10 protein-coding genes are annotated in these 17154 nt (G+C 65.1%); 5 read left to right on the top strand and 5 right to left on the bottom strand.

The window, feature by feature from the left end; all coding sequences use genetic code 11:
- Positions 1–107: 107 nt before the first annotated feature.
- The 3 genes from CBQ26_RS20370 to CBQ26_RS20360 form a co-directional block, all read right to left on the bottom strand.
- The gene (locus CBQ26_RS20370) at positions 108–1268 is read right to left on the bottom strand and encodes an acyl-CoA dehydrogenase family protein (protein ID WP_088250438.1); all 1161 of its coding nucleotides are present in this window, start codon (positions 1266–1268) and stop codon (positions 108–110) included.
- A 150-nt stretch (positions 1269–1418) separates the two neighbouring features.
- Positions 1419–3494, bottom strand: a complete 2076-nt coding sequence (locus CBQ26_RS20365) for an HD domain-containing phosphohydrolase (protein WP_342351791.1) — start codon at positions 3492–3494, stop codon at positions 1419–1421.
- A 514-nt stretch (positions 3495–4008) separates the two neighbouring features.
- Positions 4009–5304, bottom strand: coding sequence for a S8 family serine peptidase (locus tag CBQ26_RS20360; RefSeq protein WP_088250436.1), 1296 nt, complete (start codon positions 5302–5304; stop codon positions 4009–4011).
- Between the two features lie 731 nt (positions 5305–6035).
- Here CBQ26_RS20360 and CBQ26_RS20355 point away from each other — a divergent pair.
- The 3 genes from CBQ26_RS20355 (at position 6036) to CBQ26_RS20345 (ending at position 13132) form a co-directional block, all read left to right on the top strand.
- Positions 6036–9914 (top strand): EAL domain-containing protein, encoded by a 3879-nt coding sequence (locus tag CBQ26_RS20355; RefSeq protein ID WP_172418190.1) that lies wholly within the window; start codon positions 6036–6038, stop codon positions 9912–9914.
- A gap of 470 nt (positions 9915–10384) precedes the next feature.
- The gene (locus CBQ26_RS20350; RefSeq protein ID WP_088250434.1) at positions 10385–11347 is read left to right on the top strand and encodes an EAL domain-containing protein; all 963 of its coding nucleotides are present in this window, start codon (positions 10385–10387) and stop codon (positions 11345–11347) included.
- A gap of 90 nt (positions 11348–11437) precedes the next feature.
- Entirely contained in the window at positions 11438–13132 is a 1695-nt protein-coding gene (locus tag CBQ26_RS20345; protein ID WP_088250433.1) for a GGDEF domain-containing protein, read from the top strand.
- A gap of 441 nt (positions 13133–13573) precedes the next feature.
- Here CBQ26_RS20345 and CBQ26_RS21610 read toward each other — a convergent pair whose 3' ends face one another.
- A complete protein-coding gene (locus CBQ26_RS21610) occupies positions 13574–13936 on the bottom strand; it encodes a hypothetical protein (RefSeq protein ID WP_143342222.1) in 363 nt (120 codons plus the stop codon).
- A 52-nt stretch (positions 13937–13988) separates the two neighbouring features.
- Complete coding sequence (locus tag CBQ26_RS20340; protein ID WP_088250432.1) at positions 13989–14879, bottom strand: alpha/beta fold hydrolase; 891 nt, start codon at positions 14877–14879, stop codon at positions 13989–13991.
- A gap of 778 nt (positions 14880–15657) precedes the next feature.
- Between CBQ26_RS20340 and CBQ26_RS20335 the strand changes: the two genes are divergently transcribed.
- Both CBQ26_RS20335 and CBQ26_RS23280 read left to right on the top strand, forming a co-directional pair.
- A complete protein-coding gene (locus tag CBQ26_RS20335) occupies positions 15658–16062 on the top strand; it encodes an MBOAT family O-acyltransferase (protein ID WP_088250431.1) in 405 nt (134 codons plus the stop codon).
- 8 nt (positions 16063–16070) lie between these two features.
- A protein-coding gene (locus CBQ26_RS23280; RefSeq protein ID WP_425319424.1) for an IS630 family transposase occupies positions 16071–17154 on the top strand; the annotation gives its coding sequence in 2 pieces (ribosomal slippage) (positions 16071–16497 and positions 16497–17154; 1085 coding nt annotated over the 2 pieces). This gene is flagged as partial in the annotation.

Raw genomic sequence — 17154 nt, 5'->3', positions numbered from 1 at the left:
GCCCGCTGGGTCCGAGCGAAGCGAGTGGGAACAACACGCCCCTCCGGACGTGGGGTCGGCGATCCGGTGAGGTTCCGGATTGTTGACGAAACAAACGGCAGTCCGTATCAGTCCAGGGCGCCCTGACCGGTCAGGTGACGGCCCACGATCAGGGTGTGGATGTCGTGCGTGCCTTCATACGTGTCCACCGTTTCGAGGTTCAGCATGTGCCGGATGACCGGGTACTCGGTGGTGATGCCGTTCCCCCCGTGCAGTTCTCGGGCCAGCCGGGCGCCCTGTAACGCCACGCGCACGTTGTTGCGTTTGGCGTAACTGACCTGCGCGAAGTTCATGCGGCCCGCGTCTTTCAGGGTGCCGAGCCTCCAGGCGAGCAGCGTGCCGAGGCTGTGGTCGGTCGCCATCCGCACCAGTTTGTCCTGCACGAGCTGCCGCGCCGCGATGGGCCGACCGAACGTCGTGCGGCTCCCGGTGTAGTCCAGCGTGGCCTGCAACACCGCCTCCAGCGCGCCCATCGCGCCCCACGCGATCCCGAAACGGGCGGACGTCAGGCACGACAGCGGGCTTTTCAGGCCGGCGCTGCCCGGCAGCAGGTTGGCGGCCGGCACGCGGCAGTCCTGAAGCACGATCTCGCCGGTCACGCTGGCCCGCAGGCTCATCTTGCGGTGAATGGGCGGCGCGCTGAACCCCGGCGTGTCGGTCGGCACGATGAAGCCGCGCACCACGTCCCCGTCGTCCTTGGCCCACACGACCGCCACGTCCGCCTCGGGGCTGTTCGTGATCCACATCTTGTTCCCGTTCAGGACGTAATGGTCGCCGTCCCGTCGGGCGCGGGTGCGCATGGCGCCGGGATCGCTGCCTCCGTCCGGTTCGGTCAGGCCGAAACAGCCGATCAGTTCACCGGACGCGAGGCCCGGCAGCCAGCGGCGGCGCTGCTCGTCACTGCCGAACGCATGAATGGGAAACATGACGAGGCTGCCCTGCACGCTCGCGGCGCTGCGCAGACCGCTGTCCACCCGCTCCAGTTCGTACATCATCGCGCCGTACGCACTGTAAGACGCGCCGGCACCGCCGAATTCCTCCGGCACGGTCGGCCCGAGCAGACCCATCTCCCCGAAACGCCGCATGACTGGACGCACCGGCAGGGAACCCTCGTCCCACCAGGCGGCCACTTCCGGCAGCAGTTCCGCGTCGCAGAAGCCGCGCACACTCTCGCGGATCAGGCGTTCTTCAGGGGACAGCAGCTCATGCACAGCGAATTCATCGAACATACGCACCTCACACGCAACGCCGCGCCAGCCTGCTCCGCGCCGCCCGTTTCACCAGCAGAAGTTGAGGCCCCCAGTCTACGACGGGCCGCCCCCAGAAGATGCGCGCCCAGACGCCACACACCCGGACGGCCCTGCCCCCGCCAGGGAAGCTCAGGCCTGCCCGGATTCCAGTGGCTCCCCGGACCGCTGCTGCCGCCGCAGGACCTTGTCGCGGTACATGCGCTGGTCACTGATGCGCAGCAGGTCCCCGGCACTGCCGGAATCCGCCGGGTAATCCGCCGCGCCCGTACTGAACGGCCGGTCCGGATATCCGGACTGCTGCAGGTGATGCGCCATGACCTCCAGGCAGCGGATCCGGTCGGCGGCTGTCATGACGTCGTCGCAGATCACGGCGAATTCGTCACCACCGATCCGGTATGCCTGACCGCGCCCGTCGAACGCCGCCGTCAGGGCCGCCGCGACCGCGCCCAGCAGGTCATCCCCGGCACTGTGCCCGAGGGTGTCGTTGATCCGCTTGAGCCCGTCCACGTCCAGCGACAGCACCGTGAACGGCGCGTTGCCCAGCGGCGCGGCGCGGCTCTCCAGGTCCTGCTCGAACGCCCGGCGGTTCCTCAGGTCCGTGAGGCTGTCGGTCAGCGCCATGCGTTCCATGCGCTTCGCGCTGCGTTCCGCCTCCCGCCGCGCCAGTTCGAGTTCACGGGTGCGTTCCATGAGCAGTTGCTCGAACACTGCCAGCACGTGCGACGCCTGTCCCTCCGCCAGCGGTTCGCTCTGCTGCTCGTCGTACAGGTTGAGAAACAGACTGTCCTCGCGGTGCAGGTTCGCCAGCACGTCCGCCGCCACCGCCACCAGTTCCGGATCAAAGTGACGGCCCGCCTGTTCCTGAATCTCAAGGAGGGCCTCACTGATCGTCCAGGCCACCTTGTATGGCCGCGCCTGAATCAGGGCGTCGAACACGTCCGCGATCGCCACGATCCGGCCCGTCAGGGGAATGGCGTCCCCCGCCAGACCGTACGGGTACCCGCTACCGTCCCAGCGTTCATGGTGGGAACGCGCGATCTCCTCGGCCATGGTCAGCAGCGCCGACCGGCTGCCGGACAGGATGCGGCTCCCGATCACCGTATGCAACTGCATCTGCTGGAACTCGTCCGGTGTCAGGCGACCGCGTTTCAGCAGGATCGCGTCGGGAATGGCGATCTTACCCACGTCATGCAGCCGCGCCGCGACTCCTAGCACGCTGGCCTGCGTCTCGGACCACCCGAGCGCGCGGGCGATCCGGGCGGCCGCCTGCCCGACCCGGCGGGTGTGCTCGCCCGTGGTGTCGTCCCGGTACTCGGCCGCGATGGCCAGCCGCGCCACGACCTCATGCTGCGCGCGCGCCAGTTCCGCCGTGCGTTCCAGCACCTGCTGCTCGGCCGCCTCCCGCGCTTCCTGCTCGACCTCCGATCGCAGCCGGTACAGTTGCGCGTCCTGCTGCGCGCGTTCCACCTCGAACAGCACGGTCAGGTTCCGGATCTGCCGGTCGCGGTCCGTGTCGAAGATGCTCCGCTCGATGGTCCGCAGCAGCTCCGCGTGCTCCAGCGCCAGCTCCAGCTGGCCGGAGCGGCGGTACACCTGCGCCAGCTGCTCATGCGCCAATACCTGCTCCTTGGGCGTCTCGCGGGCGCGGGCCAGTTCCAGCGCCTGCAGGAGTTGCTGCTCGGCCTGCGCCAGATCCCTGCCCTGCATGGCCAGACGCCCCAGCGCGATGCGGGCCTCGATCTCACCCTCGGCGGAACCGACCTCCAGGGCGAGGGTCAGGGCCTGCTGCGCCTCAGCGGCAGCGCGTTCGTACTGCCCAAGGCCCTCGTGCAGCGCGGACAGTGAACCCAGGACACTGATCTTGATGGTCCGGAAGTCATGCTCGTCACTGAGCGTGAATGCACGGGTGAGGTGAGTGACGGCTTCTTCCTGCTGTCCGGCAGAAAGCAGGAATTCGCCCAGGTTCATGTTGGCGAAGGCGAGTCTGTGCGGGTCACCCAGGTGCTCAGCACTCTCACGGGCTTGGTGCGCGACGTCAATGGCACCGTCGTGCTCACCAGACAATGACTTCACACGAGCTAAATTTACAAGAACTGCAAACTCCAAACTCGATCTTTCAGGCAAATCTTGAATCTTTTTGTATGCTTCAAACAGATATCCAACGGAAACCTCATATTTTCCAAGGTCTGCATATGGTCCGCTCATATTAATGAGACATCTCACCAGATCCATCTGAAACGAGGACCCCTCAAGATCAGAGAGGAGATCATGATAAAGCTTGAGAGATTCAGCGATTTCGCCGCGTTCATATTTTGAACGGGCTAAAATGAATTCGATCTGGATGGCTACCTGCTCAGTAGATCTTCCCTTCAAATGACTCATCTGGGTCAAGAGTTGTTCGGCATCATCGATTCTACCTGCTTCGAGGAATGTCTGCCCCATAAGTAGCCCGACCCGCGCGACACAATCCATTGCCTGACACGCCGTCAAACACTCAATCGCTTCCCCCAGGCTTCCAATACCAGCCTCAGAATCGCCGGCAGCCAATTGAAGTTGTCCCAACAGGTACAGTTTGACGCCCCAGTCCTGGGGTGTCAGGGCCGGGGCGTCTGCCACCTGGGCCAGCAGACTGTCGTCTTCGAGGGTGAACCGGCTGTCCAGATCCCGGAGCAGCGGGTTCACCGTCAGGTGGGGTGGCAGGTGGTCTACCAGCGACATGTCATTGCCGGGTGGTGTCCTTCAGGAATTTCACCAGATCCACGCGACCCTTGACGCCCAGCATGTCCTTGTAGGCCTCGTTGGCGCCGTTGTTGTACACGTCGAAGGCACTTTCGGCCATCTTCTTGGTCAGGTCCTTGCCCGCCACGCGCAGTTCCTGTCCGAGCGCCAACGCCAGTCCGCCGGCCATCATGGGCGCGGCCATGGAGGTGCCGCTCCAGGCGGCCACCATGTTGTCGGGGTAGGGGGCGTACACGTTCTCGCCGGGCCCGACGATCTCCAGGGTCCTGGCATAGTTCGAGAAGCTGGATTTCAGGTCGTTCAGGTCGCTGCTTCCCACGCTCAGCAGGTACTCGCCGAATGAGCCTTTTTTCGTGGCGAGCGCCGCCGGATACACAATGCGCTCCTGGTTGTCATTACCAGCGGCCGCCACGACGTACACGCCGCGCGCCGTGACCTGACGGATGACGTCTTCCACGATGCTGGAGTTTTCCAGGCTGCCCAGGCTGAGGTTGATAACCTTGGCGCCCTGATCGGCGGCGTACAGGATCGCCTGCGCCACGCCGGCCACATCACCGGAACCGTCCGGCCCGAGAACCCGTATGGGCAGGATCTTCGCGGCCGGCGCAACTTGCAGGACGATGCCCGCCACGTTCGTGCCGTGCCCGTAGGCACCGACACCGATCTCGCCTTCCTCCTGCGGCAGGTTATCTAAGCCATAGAAGTCTTTCCAGGTTCCCGAAGCCGTCAGGGAACTCTGGAAGGCTGGGTGGGTCAGGTCGATCCCCGAATCGATGACGGCCACGGTGATGCCAGCGCCCAGTTCAGGAGCCAGGCTGTGGGCCTGCTCCAGACCGATCTTCTGCCACAGCGGTGCGTTTTCAGGAATAGGGCTATAAGTGCCCGAACTCCACGGCGCCGTGAAATCGCCGGTCATATAGTGCCGAGATCCGGTCATATAGTGCCGTGAACCGCCCATCACGGCTGTGATCGCACCGCCAGCGCTGAACACGTCACGGTTGGCCTCGACGGTGCCAGTGCTCTGGGCGCCCAGGGTCGCGGCGGGACGTTCGGCCAGTCCGACCAGGGCGGTGCAGCTGCCGGCGCAGTCGGTGGGCCAGGAGATGATGGTCCCGCCCAGGCGCTGCGCCACACCGGCGGGGGTGTCGGTGGCCGTGACCTGGACGGCGCTGACGAAGGCGGGTCGCGTGGCCTGCGTGGCGGGCGTGGTGGGGTTGCTGGAGCAGGCGGCGAGGAGGGACGCGGTCAGGAGTGCAGTGGGGATGAGTGGTTTCACGAGGCTGTTCCTTTGAGTAGTGCGTGAGGGGAGTGGGGAAATGACGCCTACGATCCCCTCAGTGATCTCATAAAATGAAGATCAGTTCAACCCTCTATGCATGAAGGGTCCCAGATGCTGCGTGTTAGATTTTGCACAGCAGAACGATGATTTCCCGTACGTTCAGGTTCGAGAGACAGAATCCTTCGCTGTCATCACTATTCTCAAACGGGAGTATTTCAGGTAGGTCACAAGGCAGAACGGCTGACTCCCTGCTGATCTGGTCATCATCTGGGCACATCCCCCAATTGGGGGAGGACCGCCCGCTGTCCTGAGCTGCCAGGTTCATGCAATCTGCGGGCCCGCGTGGTTGAAACGACGGGACATTCGCGCCGCTTCGTGTCACGATGGGCGCATGCCGTCTCCCCTGTTCCGGTGGCCGCGCCGGTCCGCAAGTCACCGGTGTGGCCCGCCACATCCAGTGATGGTCGGTGACTGTGACGCGTGACATGCCGGTGAACGCTGGCGCGCTGCTTCTGGACGCCGCCGGCCGGGTGGTCGGCCGGACCGGTGACCTGATCAGCTGCTTACCGGGCAGCGGGACCCCCATTCTTCCCGGCGCACCGTACCTGCAGTGTTGCCTGCAGAGCAGCGACAGCCGGGACCGCGCTCTGGGAGCCGGGCTGGGGGACGTGCTGTCAGGACGTGTCGACGCTTACCGGCAGGGCTGGCGTGAGGAGGCCTGGCAGGGCGTGGTGGAAGTGCAGCGGTGGCTCGGTGAGCGGCCGGGGCCACCGGTCGCGCTGGTCTCCTGGCACGATGACAGGGCCATTACCGGCACTGCGGCGCCGGCACTGCAGGCGGCGTTGCTTGATCATTTCGAGCAGGCGGTGCTGCTGGTGGATCGTGACTGGCGTTTGACGTACCTGAATGCCGCAGCGAAGCGGTATGTCAGACCGGAGGTGACGCTGCAACCGCTGGGGTTGACTCTCTGGGAAGTGTTTCCACGGGTTCTGTCGTCGGGTGTGGACAGGGAATTACGAGCGGCAATGACGGAGCGCCTGCCATTCGAGCGTGACGTTCACATCGAAGCCGTGAATCAGTGGTTCGAGATGCAGGTGCGCCCGTATGACGGTGGCCTGCAACTCTCGTTCAAGGACGTCACGGCGCGCCATCAGGACCAGCATGGACGGGCGGCGCATACGGAAGTGCTGGAGTTGGCCCTGCGTGACGCGCCGCTGAGTGAGTTGCTGCGCGTCGTGACCTGCAACCTCGAGAGCAGCTGCCCGGGGTACCTGAGCCTGCTGATGCTGGTGGACCCTGCGGACAGGCGTCTGCGGGTCGCGGCCGCTCCCGGTCTCCCCGAGTCGTTGTGGACTTCGCTGGACGTCCCGGTGGAGGCAGGAGCGGGAGCGTGCGGCACGGCCGCCGCACTTGACCGGCGGGTCGTGGTGACGGACATGTTCAACGATCCGTCCTGCTCGGTGTACCGGAACCTCGTGGTGGACCTGGATCTGCGGGCGGTGGTTTCGTTACCTCTGCATGACGGGTCGGGACGGGTGACGGGAACGGTGGCACTGTTCGCCAGGCAGCCGGGAGATTTCCCGGAGGCGGTGCTGGACGTGTTGGAGCAGACGCGGCACACGGCGGCCATGGTGGTCAGTTACGCGCAGACGCGGACGATCCTGAACCGGCAGGCCACGCTGGATGTCGTGACCGGCGCAGCGAACCGTGTTCGCCTGGAAGATGAATTACGTGCCAGGCTCCACTCGGGTCCGTTCCCACTGGCCGTTCTGGCAGTGAACACCGGGAACATCGAAGTGATCAGCGAGCAACTCGGTCATGACGCCGGTGACCTGCTGCTGCGGGAGACGGCCCAGAGACTGGCGGCGCGGTGCGGTCCGGACGATCTGCTCGCGAAGTTGTCGGCGGGGCAGTTCGTCGTGGTCCTGCCGGGCGTGGACCGGGACGGAGCGCGCGCGCGTGGTCAGGAATTCGTGAACGTCATGCGCGACCCTGTGCAGCTGAAGGGACGGAGGTTCTCGCTCAGCCCGAAAGTAGGCCTTTACGTGGTGCAGGAGGCGTCCGAGGAGATCAATGCCGAGACGTGCGTGCAGTTCGCGGACCTGGCGTTGCGGTCCCTGCAGACGGGCGGGGCGGACGTGGCGTTGTTCGAACCCTGCATGCTCGAAACGTCCCGTCAGCGTTTCGAGGTGGTGACGGCCCTGTGGACCGCGCTGGAGGACGGGCAGTTACAGGTGCATTACCAGCCGAAAGTCCGTCTGGATTCCGGGACGCTGTCCGGAGTGGAAGCGTTGCTGCGGTGGCGGCATCCACGGCTCGGAAACGTGCGGCCCGACGAGTTCATTCCTTTGGCGGAGGAGACAGGCCTGATCACGCGGATCGGGAGGTGGGTGCTTCATGAAGCGTGCCGGCAGACGGCCGAGTGGCGAGCCGGTCCGCACCCTGCTCTTCAGGTGGCCGTGAACGTCTCGGCGCTGCAGTTCGGGCACGAAGGGTTCGTGGAGATGGTGAGTGACGCGCTGCGCGATTCGGGATTACCGGGGGAAGCGCTGGAACTGGAAGTGACCGAAAGTGTGGTCATGCAGGGAACCGACAGGGTTCTGGGGCGCCTGCGGGCCCTGAGGGAGCTGGGAGTTCAGGTTTCCATCGATGATTTCGGCACCGGGTACTCCAGCCTGAGTTACCTGCCTTCCCTGCCGGTGAGCGCCCTCAAAATCGACCGGTCGTTCGTGGCGGCCGCTCCTCATGGCGGCGGGGCGGCGGCAGTGCTGGAAGCGATCACCACCATTGCGCAGCAGCTGGGGCTGGAAACCGTCGCTGAGGGCGTGGAAACCGTCGAGCAGTACCAGCTGGTACGGTCCCTGGGCTGCCAGTACGTGCAGGGGTACCTGTTCGGGCGTCCCCGCCCGGCGGGTGAGGGTCTGGCATTGAGTTTCGCGCCGCCGCACCAGGAACTGGGAGCGGCGCGGGCCGTGCCGAGCGCGGCGTACCAGCGGGCGATCGAGCACCTGTTACCCTGCCAGAGCGCCGATGGACTGCGGGAGCGGCTTGCCGAGGCTGTCAGGGGACTGCGCAGCGACCTGATTCAGGTGGATTCCCGTGATTCACTTGCCGTTTCATGGCTGGGCGGACCCGACCACCCAGGATTCGCGGCGTTTCAGGCCTTCCGGGTGAACGTGGCGCACATTGCCAGTACCGTCGGTAACCTCGAACGGCACCGGCAACTGTACGGCCTGGCGCGTCAGTTGACCGGGTCGGGTGGTGAGGGGGAAACGCTCCGGAAAGCAGGACTGGAATTCTGCCGGATGTTCCGCGCGCGGGGCCTGATGGGCCTCCAGATCCGCAGCGGACAGCTGCGAAGAGAGTACGCGTGGGACGCCGGGGATCCCATGGAGCGATCCTTCTCGACGCAGGACCTGCACCGCGTCAGGACCGGTGAACTCGTGATTGAGGAGGACGGGGCGTTGGTGCCGGTCACCGGGAAGTACGCGGCGCGCGTCGCGTTCTGGTTATCGGCGCCGGGCGCCGGCTGGGACGCGGCGGAACTGGCGTTACTGAAGCAGGCTTCCTTCCTGCTTGGAGCCGAGTACGAGAGGGTGCAAACTGAACGGTACCGGCACGCAGTTCTGAAGCTTCACCGTCATCTGCTGAGTTGCCCGGTGGAGGAAGCCTACCGGTTGCTGCTGAGCCAGGCGATCAAATTGACGCCGGGCGCGGAGAGCGGTTCTTTCCTGATTCGGGACGACGGGCACTTCCGGTTTGCCGCTTCCGTAGGCTATCCGGAAGCGGAGTTGAGCGATGTGCGGTTCGACCTGGCGACCGTGCGGGACGAATGGTACGGCCTGAGTGCACCGGACTGGCAGGCCGGCCGGCCGCGCGTGGTGCGGGAGGGCATGATCGCCGCACAGGGGAGCGGTTTCTTCCGTGGAGAGGAATGGGAGCCGGAGCCGTTGCCAAGCCTCGAGCGACTCACGGCGAGCATCGGCGTTCCTGTCGTGTACGCCGGCGAAGTGTACGGTTTCCTGAACATCGACAGCAGTGCCGACGCGGAAGCGTTCGGCGAGGATTCGGTGCAGGTCGTGCAGGCTTTCGTTGCGCAGGCCGCGCTGCTGCTGCACGAAGCGAACCTCCGGGAGCAGATTCACCTCGCCGCCCGGACAGACCTGCTGACGGGCCTTCCCAACCGGAGGGCGTTCACGGAGACACTGGAACGGGAAGTCTCCCGCGCACGCCGTCACTCGGAACCTCTGTCGTTGATCGTGGCGGACATCCGGAAATTCAAGAGCGTGAACGACAGGCTCGGGCATCAGGCGGGCGACGAAGCCCTGGTCCTGGTCGCCCGCACCCTTCAGGGCACCGTCCGCGCGGAGGACACGGTGTTCCGCTGGGGTGGGGACGAGTTCGCCGTGCTGCTTCCCCGCACGAACGCCCGAGCGGCGGGACTGGTCAGGGAACGGCTGCGCAGCGCGTTGCGGGCGTCGCCCTTCTCGCTCGGACCACTCGAGTTGAACATGGGCATCGCGACACTCGCTGCCGAAGGCGGTGACGGCGAGCAGCTGCTGCGCGAAGCGGACGCCGCCATGTACCACGAAAAACGCGGCAGCTGATCCCACGGGCCGGTCCAGGGGCGCGCCTCGGGTCTGCGGTCACGGGCTTGCACTTCTCGCGTGTCCAGGAGCGCTGAGGAAGCCGCCACGGCGGTGCGGGGCAGGCACGTCTGATACGGACTGCCGTCTGTCTCGCCGACGGAACTTCACCGGATGGCCGGCTCCACGTCTGGAGGGGCGTTTTTCTCCTTCTCGCTTCGCCCGCATTGAACGGGCTTCGCGGTTCAATCGGAGTCCGTATGACCGTGTCTTGCATCCGATCAGGGGGCGCATTTCCTTAATCTGCGTGAACGGACCCGCGAGACGCTTTATGTTGAGAGAACTGTATGGATACGCCTCCGTCCACAACTGGATTCAGGTCCGTTCCCCTTGGAGCCGGCTGTGATTGTGTGGGCATTCAGCAGCCCCCTCCCCTGACAGCGGGGCTTTCGCTGTACGCCCCGTCGTTGCATGTCCGGCGGCGCCTGCCGATGCTGCTGAACCTGGCGGATATTCCGTATCAGGTGCAGCGAGAGGCGCTCTGGATTGAGCGACGGGACGTGCACAGGTTGCAGGACCTGCTTGACGTTCTGTCGTCCGTGGAGCGGTCCGAACTGCTCGCGGCGCCCTGCGAGCACGCACAGGCTCAACCGGACGCCTGGCAGACGAAGCGACTGGAAGAATGGACGCTGCGGTTGCAGACCGACTGGTTCTTCCCGGCGACCGATCACCTGCAGTTCCACCTGCAGCCGATCATGGACTTACGGAGCGGCGGGGTGTACGGATACGAGGCGCTCGTCCGGGCTGACTGGCACGGCGAGTTGATTGACGCCGGCCGGCTGTTGAATGCTGCGGCCGCGCATGGTCAGTCGCGCGCGTTCGACGCGCAGGCGCGGCGTGGCGCTATCCGTCAGGCGTACCCGCTGTTGCAGGCCGGCGAGATCCTTTCCCTGAATTTTGCGCCTGGCGTGGTGTACAACCCGGATGTGTGCCTGCAGACGACGTTCCAGGCGTGCCGGGACGTGGGTGCGGACTTTCGTCGGTTGCTGTTCGAAGTCACAGAAAGTGAGGCGTTTCCGGACCTGCGGTTGCTGCAGCGCATTCTGGAGCGGTACCGCGCCGAGGGGGCGCAGGTGGCGCTTGATGACCTCGGGGCGGGCTTCACGAGTCTGGATTACCTTGAGCAGTTGCGTCCGGATGTCGTGAAACTGGACCGGGCTCTGATCCGGGAGTTGCATGGTGGGGATCCGCGTGTGCCGTTGATTCTGGCGCTGGTGCGGTACGCGCATGATCTCGGAATCCGGGTGGTGGCCGAGGGGGTCGAGACGGAAGGAGAGTTCAGGCTGGTGCGGGAGCTCGACGTGGATTACGCGCAGGGGTTTTTTCTGGCCCGGCCGGCTGGGACGCCGGCCGGGCTGCTGGGCGAGTGCCTGAGTGCGTGGCAGCGTCCATAGGTGTCTGGGGCGTGGTCTGTGGAGATTGTGTGAACGTGAAGGCTGTTTTTCAGGCCTGAAACGATTTCATGCGGCGTAGTCTGGCGCTCTATGCCTGTGCGTCGGTCTCTGGAACGGCAGCTTCTACTGGGATTTACCCTGCCGGTCCTGGCGATCATCACGGTAACAGTCCTGAGCCTGACCGCGTTTTACGAGTACCGTCTGCATGCCCAGACGGTCACGCATACGCGTGACGTCATCGATCAGGTGCGGACCCTGCAGCTTCTGGAACGGCAGTGGCTGATTGCACCGACGGAAGACCGGCGCGAAGCGTTCGACCGGGCCTGGACCGAGACGTTCGCGCTGCTGCGTGACAATCCGCAGCAACGGCAGCGGTTACGGCGGTGGCGCGATAATCTCCGGCAGTCCGAGGGCGAGGCCCTGAGCGTGCGGTTGCAACGGACCCTGCCGGTCGCGCAGGAACTGGTCGATGTGGAAAATGCACTGCTGGCCCGGCGGCGCGCGGTGACGCAGCAGCGTGTCGACGCGGCGCAGTGGGCGGTGCTGATCGGGTTGCCGCTCACCGCGACACTCGGGGCGGCCCTGGGGATCCTGATGCTGCGGCGCGTGCGGTCCCTCACGACGCCGCTGCTGCGCGCCACGGAACGCGTGCAGGCTGGCGACCTGAGCGTGCGCGTGCCCGTCACCGGGCGGGATGAACTCAGCGTGATCGCGCAGCACTTCAACGACATGACCGCCTCGCTGCAGCGCACGGTGCAGGAGCAGCGGGCGCTGCAACGCACACTGGAGGAGCGCGTGGAGAGCCTCGTGCAGGCCAGCACGACCGAGCTGCAGGCACTGAGTCAGCTGGGGCTGTTCATGCAGGCCTGCGAGACGCAGGTGGAAGCGGCCGAGGTGATCGCGCGGGTCGCGCCGGCCCTGTTTCCGTTGGGCGGCAGCGTGTCCCTGCTCGCTGAGTCCCGCAACATGCTCGAACGATTCACGGCGTGGGGCGGCGCGCCGGAGGGCGGCGCCTGGCTGCCCGAGGAGTGCTGGGCGTCCCGGCTGGGCACTGATCACGCTGCCGGGCCGGACCTGAACGCGCCCCGCTGCCGTCACGACCGCAGCGAACTGGGAACGCTGTGCCTGACCCTGAGCGCGCAGGGAGAGACGCTGGGCGTGGTGACCCTTCACTTCCCGGACGGTCCGGCGGCGGCGCAGGCGCAGGCCCTGGCGCGGCGGTTCACGGACCGGCTGGCGCTGTCGCTCGCCAACCTGCGGCTCAAGGAGACGCTGCGGCACCAGAGCGTCCGCGATCCTCTGACCGGCCTGTACAACCGCCGGTACTTCGAGGAGACGGGCGAGCGGGAACTGGCGCGCGCCGAGCGGCAGGGCTGGCCGCTGAGCGTGATGATGCTGGACGTTGATCACTTCAAGCAGTTCAACGACGTGCACGGCCACGCGGTGGGCGACATGGTCCTGCGGAGGCTCGGGCACGTGCTGGGCCGGCTGTTCCGGGAGGACGACGTCGTCTGCCGCTACGGCGGTGAGGAATTCGTGGTGCTGCTGCCGAACTGCGGGGCCGGCGCGGCACTCGAACGGGCCGAGGCGCTGCGGGTCGCGGCTGGCGCGCTGGTACTGGCCGCGCCGGACAGCAGCGGCCTGACCGTGACGGTCTCGGTCGGCGTGACCACGACCACAGGCGACCGCCGTGACCTCAACGCCCTGGTGCGGGAAGCGGATCAGGCGCTGTACCGCGCCAAGGCGCAGGGCCGCAACCGGGTTGCGGCGTACCACGCGGAATGATACGGACTGCCGTTTGTTTCGCCGACACTCCGGAAGTTCACCGGATGGCGAGCTCCACGCCTGGAGGGCGTTTCTCTCGTGCTTTGCGGAGCAGCTCTGCGAGTCGCGTCCGCTCGGACCGGGCGGGCTTTGCAGCCCATTCCATCGGAGTCCGCATAAACCGTCTTTCCATTCCCGGCACCGGGCGGCGGACCACGGAACGACCCAACTGCTGAAGCGACCTGCAAGACCTCTGAAAGCGCTCCGCATGGCGGAGCGCTTCGTGAAGCTGGCAGTGGTCCAGTCGGTGCTGCATGCTCATACCGCCAACACTCCGGAACTTCACCGCCCCTGCCGGAACCACGTCCGGAGGGGCGTTTTGCTCCTTCTCGCTTCGCTCGGACCCGGCGGGCTTTGCAGCCCATTCAATCGGAGTCCGTATGAAGCGGGAGTCCCACCAGTTCAGTTGTGGGAGCTTCGAGTCTCAGCGGTGCCGGGGGCTTGCGTGCCGCTTTCCGCGAAACTCCTGTCTCCGGGCGCAGTGTCGGTCATGTCACAGGACAGGGTCCGGAAGTGCCGTTGAATGAGGCATAGAGTCCAGAGATTTGCAGGCAGGGCAGAACGGTTAAATGCGTGGGCAGATCGGAAGAGGATGGCGAAGGCGTCCTCAACAGCCTGCACGGGATCAGGCAGCCGATGGCGCCGCGCCAGCGTGAGGCTGCGACCAGCGTAGCGACGGTACAACTCCGCTAACGCCGCGATGTCCTGCTGCGCGACCGCGCGCAGCAGGACCTCATCCGTTCGGGCGTCTTTCGTGTCGGTCATTCTTCCTCACGTGCAGGACGTCTCACGGCGTCTCTGCGTGCGCAGGTGTGCTCTACCGGACGTTGTTCGCGCGGCCCCAGTCGATGATCGCCCTGTTCGCGGCGTCCGCCTTCTCGTAGATCGCTGCGTGCGCGGCTCCGGGAATCAGTACCAGCTTGCTGCCGGTGATGTTCTGCATCATCTTCATGCTGAACTCGGGCGGGTACACGGTGTCCTCGACGCCCTCGATGATCAGGGTGGGCACCGTGATCGTCTTGAGGGTCGGGATGGAGTCGGGACGGGTGGCGAGTACCGCGGCGCCTGCGACGTCACCGGCCACGCTGGCCTGTTTGACGATGCCCGTCAGGAATGCAGCGTCGCCCGGACGGTTCATGCGGGTCATGCCGGTCAGCATGTCCTTGAGAAGTTCTGGCGCCAGCGACTGCGGCCCGAAGGTGCTGGCTTTTTGCGCCATGCCTTTCCAGATGTTCTGTTCGACGATCCCGGCCGGGTTGGCGATGGTATTGATCAGGATCAGTCCGGTGAAGCGCTCTGGGGCCGTCCGCCACATTTCGAAGGCGATGGGTCCGCCCATGCTCATTCCGCCGATGATGGCTTTGGGCACGCCCAGTTGATCCATCACGCCCAGGGCGTCCGCGGCGTAGGTTGCGAGGTCGCCGGGTGCACTGGCAGGCGCCACGCTCTTCCCGTATCCGCGGTGGTCGATGGTGATGACGCGGTACCCGGCGGCCGCGAGGGCGTCGCGGTTGCGACTGAACAGTTCACCGCTCAGGGGGTAGCCGTGCAGCAGGAGCATGGGCGTGCCGTTGCCGACGCTGACGTAGTGGATTTGCGCTCCGTTGACGTTCAGGTTGCCTTCCGTCCGTCCGGTATCCGCAGCTCCCGCATGCGCCGTTCCGGCCGCCAGGCCCGCAATCAATGCCGTTATCATCCTCTGTTTCATAATTTCTCCTTGGGGGCGGTTGCTTTGCAACCAGGCCCTGTGCTTGCGAGTCGTGCTGACGTCCGACTGAGCTTAATGGGAAGGGGGGTTCCGACTCTGAGGGACGCTTCATCCCGCCTTTGGCCTGATCGTCGAGGGTTTGGTGGAGCCTCATACGGACTCCGATTGAATGGGCTGCAAAGCCCATTCAATCCGAGCGAAGCGAGTGGGAGAAGAACGGGTTCCGGACGTGGAGCCGGCAATCCGGTGCGGTTCCGGATTGTTGGCGAAACAAACGGAATCCGTATCAGTTCAGGATGGGGGCCTGCTCCTCGAAGGCCGCTGGTGACCGGTCGCCCAGTGACGAGTGACGACGCTTATGGGACACCTCAATCCACTCGAACACCTCTGTTCGTGTCTGGGCGCGACCTCACTGCTCTTAACCGAGTCCCATCTGCGTCTTGAGCGTCGCAAAAGAGTCTCCTGGACAGCATTATTCCGACATTCTTCTTTCTCGCTCAGGCTGTGAACGGCCTGCAATCTGTCCAGCGCCTGTTTGTACGTGTCGCTCGTGTCCTGAATTCTCGCTCCGGGCCTGCGGATTCCATGAGCTTCAGCGGCGCGGATTGCAGCACTGGCCGGTTGGAAGAGCATGAGATCAGGCCGCCTTAATCTTCATTTTCTTTTCAGGATGTAAGAGCAGTGTCGCAGGTTGACGCCTAAGTTCGGGACATCTTCAGTGGCGAGCAGCCAGGAGAGGTGAGCCCGTTTGGTATTCAGTTCGTATGTTTTCCTGCTGGTGTTTCTGCCTGCTTTCCTGATCGTCTATGCGTTGACGCCGGCCCGCGCCCGTTCCCTGATCATCCTGCTCGGTAGCCTCCTGTTCTACGCCTGGGCGCAACCGGCGGCGCTGGGCCTGCTCGTCGCCGTCATCGTCTTCACTTACCTGGTCGGCGGGCGCGTGGTCAGCGCGGCCGGGCGCGTCCGCTGGACATGGTTGACGCTGGGCGTGACCGGTAACGTGGCCATGCTCGGGTATTTCAAGTACGCGAACATGGCGGTCAGCAGCGCCAATTCGGTCCGCAACGCCCTGGGGTTCGACGAGTTCACCTGGACGCAGATCGTGCTGCCGGTCGGGCTGTCGTTCTACATCTTCCACGCCATCAGTTACCTAGTGGATGACCACAGGCTTGGTTTGATCTAAGCTGAGGGATGGGAAGACAGAAACAGTTTATGGTGGCGTTATCGGCACACGAGCGGCAGGAACTGACGGACATGACCCGCAAAGGCGTCCACAGTGCGCGGGTCATGACCCGCGCCCGCCTGTTACTTCTCAGTGACCAGGGACTGAAGGACCGGGACGTCGCCGAGCGGGTGGGCGTCAGCACCGTGACCGTAGCATCCATCCGGCGCAAGTTCGTACAGGGCGGCCTGAAGGCCGCCCTGTACGAAAGAGCCCGACCGAAACAGCCGCCCAAACTTGATGCTCACGGGACGGCCATCCTCATTGCCGAAGTGTGCTCGGCGCCCGTCGGGCGCGAAACCTGGACGATGCAGTTGCTGGCTGATCGCCTGGTGACGCTGGGGGTCGTAGACAGCATCAGTGATGAAACTGTCCGGCGCACACTGAAAAAAACGTCCTCAAACCGTGGCAGGTCGAGAGTTGGTGTGTCGCTCAGGTAGGCGCGGACTTCGTGTGGCGGATGGAGGCCGTACTGGACACCTACGCGCTGCCCTACGATGCCTGTCGGCCGGTGATCTGCTTCGACGAGAAGTCCTACCAGATGCTCGATCATGTGCGGGATCCGCTGCCACCCGTGCCGGGACACCCGGCACGGGTCGACCATGAATACAAACGCTGTGGCACGGTGAATTTCTTCGTGGCCTTCGAACCGCTGATGGGTCAGCGCACCGTGACGGTCACGGAGCGGCGAGGGAACGCCGAGTTCGCGGCGCAGCTCCAGGCGCTGGACGTGCGGTATGCGGCAGCGGACAGGATCGTGCTGGTGCTGGATCAGCTGTCGACGCACAGTCCGGCCGCGCTGTATCAGCATCTCCCGGCTGAGGAGGCGCGTCGGCTGAGCCGACGCTTCGAGTGGGTGCACACGCCCAAACATGCGTCGTGGCTCAACATGGCGGAACTGGAGTGGTCAGTCCTGCAGCGACAGTGTCTGGGGCAGCGATTGGCCAGTGTGGATGCCGTTGAAGCGGAGTTGCTGGCGTGGGAAACCGACCGCAATGCGCGGTCGGTGCGGGCGAATTGGCAGTTCTCGATATCGGCTGCACGGGACAAGCT

Origin of the sequence: Deinococcus indicus (assembly GCF_002198095.1) — a bacterium.
In the GTDB taxonomy this organism is placed as follows: domain Bacteria; phylum Deinococcota; class Deinococci; order Deinococcales; family Deinococcaceae; genus Deinococcus; species Deinococcus caeni.
Note: the sequence above shows the minus strand (reverse complement) of the source record. Positions and strands in the feature narration are given on the sequence as shown.

Coding starts and splice junctions, on each gene's coding strand:
- CBQ26_RS21610 (WP_143342222.1), bottom strand. CDS start 13,936: ATGACCGACACGAAAGACGCCCGAACGGATGAGGTCCTGCTGCGCGCG.
- CBQ26_RS20345 (WP_088250433.1), top strand. CDS start 11,438: ATGCCTGTGCGTCGGTCTCTGGAACGGCAGCTTCTACTGGGATTTACC.
- CBQ26_RS20370 (WP_088250438.1), bottom strand. CDS start 1,268: ATGTTCGATGAATTCGCTGTGCATGAGCTGCTGTCCCCTGAAGAACGC.
- CBQ26_RS20365 (WP_342351791.1), bottom strand. CDS start 3,494: ATGAGCGGACCATATGCAGACCTTGGAAAATATGAGGTTTCCGTTGGA.
- CBQ26_RS20340 (WP_088250432.1), bottom strand. CDS start 14,879: ATGAAACAGAGGATGATAACGGCATTGATTGCGGGCCTGGCGGCCGGA.
- CBQ26_RS20350 (WP_088250434.1), top strand. CDS start 10,385: ATGCTGCTGAACCTGGCGGATATTCCGTATCAGGTGCAGCGAGAGGCG.